11 protein-coding genes and 1 pseudogene are annotated in these 10,981 nt (G+C 68.7%); 7 read left to right on the top strand and 5 right to left on the bottom strand.

Annotation, left to right across the window (positions count from 1 at the left end; all coding sequences use genetic code 11):
* Positions 1 to 54: 54 nt before the first annotated feature.
* Both dapA and OQ789_RS23935 read left to right on the top strand, forming a co-directional pair.
* The gene (dapA, locus tag OQ789_RS23940; RefSeq protein WP_324688668.1) at positions 55 to 957 is read left to right on the top strand and encodes a 4-hydroxy-tetrahydrodipicolinate synthase; all 903 of its coding nucleotides are present in this window, start codon (positions 55 to 57) and stop codon (positions 955 to 957) included.
* 19 nt (positions 958 to 976) lie between these two features.
* Entirely contained in the window at positions 977 to 2,653 is a 1,677-nt protein-coding gene (locus OQ789_RS23935) for a ribonuclease J (protein WP_324688667.1), read from the top strand.
* Positions 2,654 to 2,734: 81 nt separating this feature from the next.
* Here OQ789_RS23935 and OQ789_RS23930 read toward each other — a convergent pair whose 3' ends face one another.
* From OQ789_RS23930 to OQ789_RS23920, 3 genes are read right to left on the bottom strand one after another with little or no spacing between them, the layout of a single operon-like run.
* Entirely contained in the window at positions 2,735 to 3,607 is an 873-nt protein-coding gene (locus OQ789_RS23930) for an SAM-dependent methyltransferase (protein ID WP_324688666.1), read from the bottom strand.
* 5 nt (positions 3,608 to 3,612) lie between these two features.
* On the bottom strand, positions 3,613 to 4,443 hold the full coding sequence (locus OQ789_RS23925; protein ID WP_324688665.1) for a mycofactocin-coupled SDR family oxidoreductase: 831 nt from the start codon (positions 4,441 to 4,443) through the stop codon (positions 3,613 to 3,615).
* Complete coding sequence (locus OQ789_RS23920) at positions 4,443 to 4,757, bottom strand: putative quinol monooxygenase (protein WP_324688664.1); 315 nt, start codon at positions 4,755 to 4,757, stop codon at positions 4,443 to 4,445. The genes OQ789_RS23925 and OQ789_RS23920 overlap by 1 nt, the downstream gene beginning before the upstream one ends.
* A gap of 171 nt (positions 4,758 to 4,928) precedes the next feature.
* Here OQ789_RS23920 and OQ789_RS23915 point away from each other — a divergent pair, with 171 nt between their 5' ends.
* Positions 4,929 to 7,442 carry a DNA translocase FtsK gene (locus OQ789_RS23915; protein ID WP_324688663.1) on the top strand — a complete coding sequence of 838 codons (2,514 nt, stop codon included), beginning with the start codon at positions 4,929 to 4,931 and terminating at the stop codon, positions 7,440 to 7,442.
* A 14-nt stretch (positions 7,443 to 7,456) separates the two neighbouring features.
* Here the strand turns inward: OQ789_RS23915 and OQ789_RS23910 are convergent, their stop codons facing one another.
* Complete coding sequence (locus tag OQ789_RS23910; protein WP_324688662.1) at positions 7,457 to 7,981, bottom strand: amino-acid N-acetyltransferase; 525 nt, start codon at positions 7,979 to 7,981, stop codon at positions 7,457 to 7,459.
* 83 nt (positions 7,982 to 8,064) lie between these two features.
* Between OQ789_RS23910 and pgsA the strand changes: the two genes are divergently transcribed.
* From pgsA to pspM, 4 genes are all read left to right on the top strand, one after another.
* Positions 8,065 to 8,628, top strand: coding sequence for a CDP-diacylglycerol--glycerol-3-phosphate 3-phosphatidyltransferase (gene pgsA / locus OQ789_RS23905; protein ID WP_324688661.1), 564 nt, complete (start codon positions 8,065 to 8,067; stop codon positions 8,626 to 8,628).
* A gap of 116 nt (positions 8,629 to 8,744) precedes the next feature.
* Positions 8,745 to 9,071: a transcriptional regulator ClgR gene (clgR, locus tag OQ789_RS23900; RefSeq protein WP_324688660.1), complete on the top strand. Its 327-nt coding sequence runs from the start codon at positions 8,745 to 8,747 to the stop codon at positions 9,069 to 9,071.
* Positions 9,072 to 9,203: 132 nt separating this feature from the next.
* Positions 9,204 to 10,031, top strand: a complete 828-nt coding sequence (gene pspA / locus OQ789_RS23895; RefSeq protein WP_324688659.1) for a phage shock protein PspA — start codon at positions 9,204 to 9,206, stop codon at positions 10,029 to 10,031.
* A gap of 10 nt (positions 10,032 to 10,041) precedes the next feature.
* The gene (gene pspM / locus OQ789_RS23890; RefSeq protein ID WP_324688658.1) at positions 10,042 to 10,851 is read left to right on the top strand and encodes a phage shock envelope stress response protein PspM; all 810 of its coding nucleotides are present in this window, start codon (positions 10,042 to 10,044) and stop codon (positions 10,849 to 10,851) included.
* On the opposite strand, the pseudogene OQ789_RS23885 reads toward pspM, so the two are convergent.
* Positions 10,848 to 10,981: pseudogene (locus OQ789_RS23885) on the bottom strand (IS630 family transposase); the annotation flags it as partial. The gene pspM and the pseudogene OQ789_RS23885 sit on opposite strands and share 4 nt — an antisense overlap.

The following is a 10,981-nucleotide window of genomic DNA, read 5'->3' as shown; positions in this document are numbered from 1 at the left end:
CGTGCGCTTACGTGGGTGCCAATTCGCTTGCCCGCGCCAGGTAACCTGAACACCGTGAGCACGGTCGGATTCGACGCCCCAGCGTTGCTGGGAACTCTGCTGACCGCGATGGTCACACCGTTTCGCCCCGACGGCTGCGTCGACACTGCCGCGGCCGCACAGCTGGCCAATCACCTGATCGACGCGGGCTGTGACGGGTTGGTGGTTTCGGGAACCACCGGCGAGTCCCCGACCACCACCGACGACGAGAAGCGGGAGCTGCTGCGCGTCGTGCTGGAGGCCGTCGGCGACCGGGCCCGTGTCATCGCCGGCGCGGGTACCTATGACACCGCCCACAGCATCGGGCTGGCCAAGGCCTGCGCGGCCGAGGGCGCGCACGGGCTGCTGGTGGTCACGCCGTACTACTCGAGGCCGCCGCAGAGCGGGCTGATCGCCCATTTCACCGCCGTCGCCGACGCGACCGAGCTGCCGGTGGTGCTTTATGACATCCCGCCGCGCTCGGTGATACCGATCCAGCCCGAAACCATCCGCGCGCTGGCCGCCCACCCGAACATCGTGGGAATCAAGGACGCGAAGGGCGACCTGCACAGCGGTGGCCAGATCATCGCCGAGACCGGCCTGGCCTACTATTCCGGCGACGATGCGCTGAACCTGCCGTGGCTGGCCATGGGCGCCACCGGGTTCATCAGCGTGATCTCTCATGTCGCGGCCGGACAGTTGCGGGAACTGTTGTCCGCCTTCAACTCCGGGGACATCGCCACCGCCCGAAAGATCAACGCCACCATCGCCCCGCTGTGCGACGCGATGGGCCGCCTGGGCGGGGTGACGATGTCCAAGGCCGGCCTGCGCCTGCAGGGCATCGATGTCGGCGACCCGCGATTGCCGCAAATGCCCGCAACCGCAGAACAACTCGACGCGTTGGCCGCCGACATGCGTGCGGCGTCGACGCTGCGGTGAACCGAGGAGTTTCTGAGAAGTGGATGTAGACCTCACCCCGCCAGGCCCGTTGGCCGCAGGAGGGTTGCGGGTCACCGCTCTCGGTGGCATCAGCGAAATCGGCCGCAACATGACGGTTTTCGAGCACCTGGGCCGGCTGTTGATCATCGACTGCGGCGTGATGTTCCCCACCCACGACGAACCCGGGGTCGACCTGATCCTGCCGGATCTGCGCCATATCGAAGACCGCCTCGACGACATCGAGGCCCTCGTGCTCACCCACGCCCACGAGGACCACATCGGCGGCATCCCGTTCCTGCTCAAGCTGCGTCCCGACATCCCGGTGGTCGGTTCGAAGTTCACGCTCGCACTGGTCGCCGCGAAGTGCCGCGAGCACCGGCTCAAGCCGGTGTTCGTCGAGGTGACCGAGGGCCAGAAGACCAGGCACGGCGTCTACGAATGCGAGTATTTCGCCGTCAACCACTCCATCCCCGACGCGCTGGCGATCGCCGTACACACCGGCGCGGGGACGGTCCTGCACACCGGTGACATCAAACTCGACCAGCTTCCCCTGGACGGCCGCCCCACCGACCTGCCCGGCATGTCCCGGCTCGGCGATGCCGGGGTGGACCTGTTCCTCTGCGACTCAACCAATTCCGAGCATCCCGGCGTCGGGCCTTCGGAAAGCGAAGTGGGTCCGACGCTGCACCGCCTGATCCGCGGCGCCGACGGACGCGTCATCGTGGCGTGCTTTGCCTCCAACGTGGACCGGGTGCAGCAGATCATCGACGCCGCAGTCGCTCTGGGCCGGCGGGTGTCGTTCGTCGGCCGATCCATGGTGCGCAACATGGGGATCGCGCGCGAACTGGGATTTCTGCGGGTGGCCGATTCGGACGTGATCGACATCGGTGCCGCCGAGATGATGCCGGCCGACCGGGTGGTGCTGATCACCACCGGCACGCAGGGCGAACCGATGTCGGCGCTATCACGGATGTCGCGCGGCGAGCATCGCAGCATCACGCTGACCGCCGGGGATCTGGTGGTGCTGGCTTCGTCGCTGATCCCGGGCAACGAAGAAGCGGTGTACGGCGTCATCGACGAACTCGCCAAGATCGGGGCCCGCGTCGTCACCAATGCCCAAGCCCGCGTGCACGTTTCGGGACACGCCTATGCCGGCGAACTGTTGTTCCTGTACAACGGGATTCGGCCGCGCCACGTCATGCCGGTGCACGGCACATGGCGCATGCTGCGCGCCAACGCCAAACTGGCGGCCCGCACCGGGGTGCCGGAGGAGTCGATCCTGCTGGCCGAGAACGGAGTCAGCGTCGACCTGGTGGCGGGCAGGGCCTCGATCGCCGGCGCGGTGCCGGTCGGCAAGATGTTCGTCGACGGCCTGATCAACGGCGACGTCGGTGACATCACCCTGGGTGAGCGGCTCATCCTGTCGTCGGGCTTCGTGGCAGTGACGGTGGTGGTCGCGCGCGGCACGGGGCGTCCGGTCGCCCCGCCGCAGCTGCATTCGCGCGGATTCTCCGAGGATCCCAAGGCGCTCGAGCCCGCGGTGCGCAGGGTGGAGGCGGAGCTGGAAGCGCTGCTGGCCGAGCACATCACCGATCCGAGCCGCATCGCCCAGGGTGTACGGCGCACCGTCGGCAAGTGGGTGGGCGAAACCTACCGCCGCCAGCCGATGATCGTGCCGACCGTCATCGAGGTCTGACGCGATATCCAGACACAAACCGCAGCGACGTCCTTTGGCGTGTCGTCGTCAACGTTTACGTGTCGCGGGGTGCGGCGATCGCTAGATCTTCTCGGCGTAGGCCGACCATTCCAGTTGTGATGCTTTGAGCCTGCGGCCGGTGGGCTCGACATAGCGCGCGACGAGCGCGTCGGGCCCGGCCTGCTCCACCAGCCGCCAGCCGTATTCGTCGAGGAACGTGGCGACTTCGTCGGGCTGCAAACCGAAGTGCCACAGTTGCCGCCGCCGGCGTACCTTCCGGTACAGCGTGCGGGTGCCGTACCGGTTGGTGCCGTCGATGAAATCCCTACGGACGTAAGTGAACACCAAACGGCTGCCGGGGGCGGCCGCACGCAGACCGTCCAGCGTGCGCCGGACGGTCGCTTCGGTGAGGTATTGCGTGACGCCTTCGCAGACGAAGAAGACCCGGTAGTCGGTGCGGTATCCGTGTTCGGCGAGCGAGGTGAGCAGGTCGTCGTGCTCGAGGTTCAGCGCCACCAGCCGCACCGACAGCGGCGGCTCACCGAGCACCCGCCGGACAGTCTTGAATTTCCTCGCCACGTTCACCGGCAGGTCGACCTCGAACACCGGCTTGCGGACCCGCCGCGTCAGCAGGTAGGCGCGGGTGTCCAGGCCCGCCCCGAGGATGACGACGGCGTCGATGTCGTCGATCGACTCCTTGAGCTTGTCGGCGATAAAACGCTTGCGGCAAGCCAGATTCGCCCACAGTCCAGGACCGGTGAACTCCGAGCCACGGATCATCAACCGGCGAGCCGGCGCGAACCGCGTCGCCGCGACGAGCCACCGCAGCGGCGCCGGCAGGAAGAGCTCGGCGAGGTCGTCGTCGACCAACCGCTGGCCGGGCGGCTCGTTCTGCTCGACGGCGGCCAGCACGATCGGTCCAAATGCCGTCTGCGCAACAGGGTTTCGTGCCATGGCCGCTACTTGTTCAGGAATCCCGCGTCGACGGGCAGGGTGACACCGGTGATGTAGCGCGCTTGGTCGGAAACCAGCCACGCCACCGCGTTGGCGATGTCCTCGACGTCGAGCACCTCCACCGGCATCGCGTTGCCCATGGCCCCCGGCGTGTCCGTCGCGGCGGCCATCTTGGCCAGCCACTCTCGGGTGAACTCGTTGTTGATCATCGGGGTCTCGACACCGGACGGATGGATCGAATTGACCCGGATCATCTGCCCGGCAAGAAGATTCGCGTAGACCCGCATCAGCCCGACCACCCCGTGCTTGGCGGCCGCGTAGCCGACCGAACCGGCGTCCGGACTGCCGACACCGGCCAGCCCCGCGCTCGAACTGATCAGCACGATCGACCCGCCGGTGCCCTGCCTGATCATCGTCGGTATCGCGACCTTGATGGTGTGGTAGACGCCGGTGAGGTTGACGTCGATGACGTCTCGCCAGCCGTTGTCACCGGATTGCATGGGGGCGATCCCGGCGTTGGCCACCACGATGTCCAGCCTGCCGAACTCGTCCAGGCCGGTCTGCAATGCCGCCGCCAGCGATTCGCGGTCGCGGACGTCACCCCGGGCGGCCACGATGCGACCGCCGGTGTCTTCCACGAGCTTCACGGTGGCCGCCAGGTCGTCGGCGGTGGCCAGCGAGTAGGGGACGCTGGCAATCTGGTCGCACAGGTCGACGGCGATGATGTCCGCGCCGTCGGCGGCCAGCCGCACCGCGTGCGCGCGCCCCTGCCCGCGCGCGGCGCCGGTGATGAAGGCGACCTTGCCCCGCAGGGGGCCTGCCGACGAGCCGGCCATCAGGGCCGCAACTGTCCTTTGGCCGGGTCGCCCGCCGGGGTCGGCTGCAGCATCTTGATGTCGGGGGCGCCGGCCAGGTGCTCGCCGGCCGCGGTGAACATGTTGGCGACCGCGGGCGCGGTGCTGTGCGCCTTGAGCGCCTCGGCGTCGGCCCATTGCTCGACGAAGACGAAGGTCTCGCCCGACTCATGCAGCGAGTACAGCTGGCAGCCCGGCTCGTCGTGTACTTCCTCGACCGCCCGCGTGAGGATGTCGCGAACGGTGTCGACCGACTCGGGTTTGACAGTCAGGGTGGCGACGACGACAACGGGCATTGATGGCCTCCTGGGGTGCTGTCGGGGGGTGGGTGACGAGCGCAACTCTCGCAACCGAATGTCACCCTACTCACGCGATTTCGCGGCCGGCTGGCCCCATACCCGAGAAGCGGAGTCGTTACCAGTGTGGCGGGTGGTGTAGATGATGTCGTAGCGACTACCCTTGCCGTCATGCCCAGTAAGACCGCGGCCCGCTCCGCAAGCCGAACGAGCAGGTCAAAGGCCCCTTCGCGCGCCGGCGGGTCCCGGCGTGCGCGCCCGGCGGCGCCCCGCAAGAAGGCCGGTAAGAAGGCCGGCAAGCCCGCCAGGGGGCGCAGCCACGCGCCGCTGGTCGGGGCCGGGCTGACCTGCGGTCGCGCGCTGCGCGCCGTCTACTTGATGGCCGCCCGCGGCACCGGCACCGCGGCCCGGTCGATCGGGCGGGCCCACGACATCGACCCCGGGCATCGCCGCGACGGCCTCGCGCTGCTGCTGCTGGGCTTTTCGGTGGTGGTCGCGGCGAGTTCGTGGTTCCACGCAGCCGGACCGGTCGGCGCGTGGGTCGACACGCTGCTGCGGACCTTCATCGGCGCGGGCGTGCTGGCGCTGCCGGTGGTCGCCGCCGCGGTGGCGGTGACCCTGATGCGCACCGAACCCAACCCGGATGTGCGCCCGCGACTGATCCTGGGCGCCAGCCTGATCACGCTGTCGGTCCTCGGTCTGCGCCACCTGTGGTCCGGTTCGCCGGGGGACCCCGAGGCGCGCCGGCGCGCGGCGGGCTTCATCGGCTTCGCCATCGGTGGGCCGCTCTCGGACGGTCTCACGCCCTGGATCGCCGCGCCGTTGCTGTTCATCGGCTTCATGTTCGGGCTGTTGCTGCTCACCGGGACCACCATCCGCGAGGTGCCCGACGTGGTTCGCGCCATGTTCGGCACCCGCCTGGTCGGCGCCGACGAACCGTACGACTACGCCGACGAGTTCGACGACGAGCCGGACCGCGACGCCTACTACTACGACGACGCGTCTTCGGTCCCCGAGGACGAGCCGCCGCCGTGGTCGCCCGACGACGACGCCCAGGCCGCGCTGCAGGACGACATCCCGACCATGCCCGAACCCGCCCTCGCACCCGCAGCACCCGCCGCACGGGGTGGCAGGCGCGGACGGTCGGCGGACAAGCGCGCCACCGCGGAGCTGGACCGCATCGTCGAGGGCCCGTACACGCTGCCCTCGCTGAACCTGCTGGTGGCCGGCGATCCGCCCAAGAAACGCAGCGCCGCGAACACCGTCATGGCGGACGCCATCACCGAGGTGCTGACCCAGTTCAAGGTCGACGCCGCCGTGACCGGCTGCACGCGCGGGCCGACCGTCACCCGCTACGAGGTGGAGCTGGGACCCGGCGTGAAGGTCGAGAAGATCACCGCGCTGCAGAAGAACATCGCCTACGCGGTGGCCACGGAGAGCGTGCGTATGCTGGCCCCGATCCCCGGCAAGTCGGCCGTCGGCATCGAGGTGCCCAACACCGACCGCGAAATGGTGCGGCTGGCCGACGTGCTCACCTCCCCGTCGACCCGGCGCGACCACCACCCGCTGGTGATCGGGCTGGGCAAGGACATCGAGGGCGACTTCATCTCGGCCAACCTGGCGAAGATGCCGCACCTGCTGGTGGCCGGCTCCACTGGATCCGGCAAGTCCAGCTTCGTCAACTCCATGCTGGTGTCGCTGCTGGCGCGGGCCACCCCGGAAGAGGTCAGGATGATCCTGATCGACCCGAAAATGGTGGAACTCACGCCGTACGAAGGCATCCCGCATCTGATCACCCCGATCATCACCCAGCCCAAGAAGGCGGCGGCCGCCCTGGCGTGGCTGGTCGAGGAGATGGAACAGCGGTACCAGGACATGCAGGCGTCCCGGGTGCGCCACATCGACGACTTCAACGCGAAGGTCCGATCCGGCGCCATCACCGCGCCGCTGGGCAGCCAACGCGAATACCGGCCCTACCCGTATGTGGTGGCCATCGTCGACGAGCTGGCCGACTTGATGATGACGGCCCCGCGCGACGTCGAGGACGCGATCGTGCGGATCACCCAGAAGGCCCGCGCCGCGGGGATTCACCTGGTGCTGGCCACCCAGCGCCCGTCGGTGGACGTGGTCACCGGCCTGATCAAGACCAACGTGCCGTCCCGGCTGGCGTTCGCCACGTCGTCGCTCACCGACAGCCGCGTCATCCTCGACCAGGCCGGCGCCGAGAAGCTGATCGGCATGGGCGACGGGCTGTTCCTGCCGATGGGCACCAACAAGCCGATCCGGCTGCAGGGCGCCTTCATCACCGACGAGGAGATCCACGCCGTCGTCACCGCCTGCAAGGACCAGGCCGAACCCGAGTACACCGAGGGTGTCACCACGGCCAAGCCCACCGGCGAGCGCACCGACGTCGACCCGGACATCGGCGACGACATGGACGTGTTCCTGCAGGCCGTCGAGCTGGTGGTGTCCAGCCAGTTCGGCTCCACGTCGATGCTGCAGCGCAAGCTGCGCGTCGGCTTCGCCAAGGCGGGCCGGCTGATGGATCTCATGGAGACCCGCGGCATCGTCGGCCCGTCCGAGGGCTCGAAGGCGCGCGAGGTACTGATCAAGCCGGACGAGCTGGCCGGGACCTTGGCGCTGATCCGGGGCGGCGCCGACGCCGACGGGGGCGACCCCGAGTAGCGCCGCTCGGCGAGTCAGAGCCGCAGCAACATCCGCGAGTTGCCGAGGATGTTCGGCTTGACGTAGCTGAGGTCCAGGAATTCGGCCACACCGATGTCGTAGGAGCGGCACATCTCCTCGAACACCTCGGCGGTGACCGGTGTGCCCTCGATCTCGGTGAACCCGTGCTTGGCGAAGAACTCGGTTTCGAACGTCAACACGAACAGCCGCTTCAACTGCAGCTCGCGCGCGACATCGAGCAGCCGGTCGACGATCGCGTGGCCGATGCCGTGGCCGGTGAGTTCCGGGGTGACCGCCACGGTGCGGACCTCGCCGAGATCGGACCACATCACGTGCAGCGCCCCGCAGCCGACCACCCGGCCCGGAAAATCCGGGTGTTCGGCCACCCAGAATTCCTGCACGGCCTCGTACAACGTCACGAGGTTCTTCTCCAGCAGGATCTTTCCCGCGTAGGTGTCGACCAGCTGCTTGATGGCCGGAACATCGGAGGTTCGGGCGCGCCGAACCGGCGGCCGAGAACGCTGCGGACTTTGGGTCACGGCTAACAGTATCGACGTCTCGGACAGGTGTGCTGGTCAACCGTTATTCTGTTGCCGTGCCGGGGCAGCCGCAGACGGGTCCGATGGTAGGCCGCGCAAACATCGCCAACCTCGCCAACACGCTGACCCTGTTGCGGCTGGTGCTGGTGCCGATCTTCCTGCTCGCCCTGTTCGCCGGGGACGGCCACCAAAACGGTTTCCGCGTGGTCGCTTTCGTCATCTTCGCGGCCGCCTGCATCACCGATCGGCTGGACGGCCTGCTGGCCCGCAACTACGGCATGGCGACCGAATTCGGCGCGTTCGTCGATCCGATCGCGGACAAGACGCTGGTGGGCTCGGCGCTGATCGGGCTCTCGATGCTCGGTGAACTGCCGTGGTGGGTCACGGTGCTGATCCTGGTCCGCGAATTCGGGGTCACCGTGCTGCGGTTGGCCGTCATTCGCCGCGGCGTCATCCCGGCCAGCTGGGGCGGCAAACTCAAGACCGTGGTGCAGGTGCTCGCGATCGGATTGTTCGTGCTGCCACCGGTGGGGCCGTTGCGGGTGGTCGCGGCGGTGGTGATGGGCGCGGCGGTCGTGCTGACGGTGATCACCGGCATCGACTATGTGGTGTCGACCGTCCGGGAAATACGCCGCACACCCCGGTGAATCCGGGCGCGGCGCACGGGAACCAGACCACAGCTGTCGGCGTTCACCTAGAGAGCACCTGCCAAGGGCAAGCTGAGTACGTGCCGAGCAGGGCCGATTGGACGAAGGAGAGCGGGATGCCGCCATTGGTGCGCGAGGTCATCGGCGACGTGCTGCGCGAGGCCCGCACGACACAGGGCCGGACGCTGCGTGAGGTGTCTGATTCGGCGCGGGTGAGCCTCGGGTACCTGTCCGAGGTGGAGCGCGGCCGCAAGGAGCCGTCCAGCGAGCTGCTGAACGCGATCTGCGACGCCCTCGACGTCCCGCTGTCGTCCGTGCTCACCCACGCCGGCGAGCGGATGGCCAGCGAGGAGCGGGCGGCCGTCGCCGCGCCGACGGACCGGGCAAGCGGCACCAGCATCAAGGTCGTCATCCCGCCCGTGGCGTCGCTGGCGCTGGCCTGAGCGCCGGGGCGATCGCGCGTAAGGGGTGGGGCGATCGGCGCCGACCCGTTAAATTGAGCGACAGACGCGGAGCCCGTCCAGGCCCATCCGGGGACCATCCGGATCCTCAAGAAGCGAAGGTGGAGCTAACTCATGGCCAATCCGTTCGTCAAGGCGTGGAAGTACCTCACGGCGCTGTTCAACGCCAAGATCGACGAGCACGCAGACCCCAAGGTGCAGATCCAGCAGGCCATCGAGGAAGCGCAGCGTGCGCATCAGGCTCTGACCCAGCAGGCCGCGCAGGTCATCGGCAACCAGCGCCAACTCGAGATGCGGCTCAATCGTCAGCTGGCGGACGTGGAGAAGTTGCAGGTCAACGTGCGTCAGGCGTTGACGCTGGCCGACCAGGCCACCGCGGCCGGTGACGCCGCGAAGGCCACCGAGTACAACAACGCCGCCGAGGCGTTCGCCGCCCAGCTGGTGACGGCCGAGCAAAGCGTCGAAGACCTCAAAGCCCTGCACGACCAGGCGCTGGGCGCGGCCGCGCAGGCCAAGAAGGCCGTCGAGCAGAACGCAATGGTGCTGCAGCAGAAGATCGCCGAGCGCACCAAGCTGCTCAGCCAGCTCGAGCAGGCCAAGATGCAGGAACAGGTGAGCGCTTCGCTGCAGTCGATGAGCGAGCTCGCCGCGCCCGGCAACGTTCCCAGCCTCGACGAGGTGCGCGACAAGATCGAGCGCCGGTACGCCAACGCGATCGGGGCCGCCGAGCTCGCGCAGGGCTCGGTGCAGGGCCGGATGCTCGAGGTGGAGCAGGCGGGGGTGCAGATGGCCGGTCATTCGCGGCTGGAGCAGATCCGCGCGTCGATGCGCGGTGAGGCCCTGCCCACCGGTGGGACGCCCGCCGCCGGGGCCACTCCCGGCACCCCCGCGCCCGCGAAGAAAGCCGGCGGCGCGGCCACCGAGAAGCCACTTGGCCAGTAACCGGCGCGTCATGGCGGTGAAAGCGACGCAACCGCGCCCGTGGCGCGCGTTGCTGCACCGCGGACTGGCCACCGCGGCCGACTTTTCCGGCCTGGTTGCCCGCCGGATCAGCGCGGCCGCGGACCCCCGCGCGCGCCTGCTGCGCCGACGGCGCCGCGCGCTGCGGTGGGGTCTGATCTTCAGCGCCGGCTGCGTGTTCTGGGCGGCGGTGACGATGCTGCTCGCGGCGTGGGGTTGGTTCGCGCTGCTGCTGGAAATCACCGGCGGCGTAGCGGTTTTCATGGCCATCCCGGCGACGCTGTTGCTGCTGCGCTATCGCTGGCTGCGATCCGAGCCGTTGCCGGAGCCCCGGACCGCGAGCACGCGGCGGCTGCCGCCGCCGGGTTCGGCGGCGCGCCCCGCCATGTACGCGCTGGGTGCCTCCGAGCGCGGGTTCACGTCATTGGTGTCCGTCATCGAGCGGGGCGCGATGTTGCCGACGGCCGAGATCCGCGACCTCACCGCGGCGGCCGCCAGAACCTCGGCGGCCATGGCGGCCACCGCCGCGCAAGTGGTGTCGATGGAGCGGGCGGCGCAGGTCGGCGGCGAGCCACGCTCGTATCTGGCGCCCACCATCAACGCGTTCACCGCGCAGCTCAGCGCCGGCGTCCGCCAATACAACGAAATGGTCACCGCGGCAGCGCAATTGGTGTCTTCGGCGAACGGCGACGGATCCGTCGCATCGCAGCACTACCGCACCGAGCTGGCCGGCGCGACGGATCGCCTGGTCGGCTGGGCTCAGGCGTTCGACGAACTCGGCGGACTGCGCGGAACGGGCTAGTGTCCTGAGTCATTAATTTGAGTGCAGTAGTTGGCGATGCTGGTCAGGATCTGGTCGGCGGTCTTGGTCCAGATGTAAGGGCGGGGGTTGTCGTTCCAGGTGTCGATCCAAGCGCGGATGTCGGTGTTGA

It is taken from the genome of Mycobacterium sp. 94-17, assembly GCF_035617725.1.
Classification (GTDB): Bacteria; Actinomycetota; Actinomycetes; order Mycobacteriales; family Mycobacteriaceae; genus Mycobacterium.
This window is presented reverse-complemented; position numbering and strand designations above follow the sequence as displayed.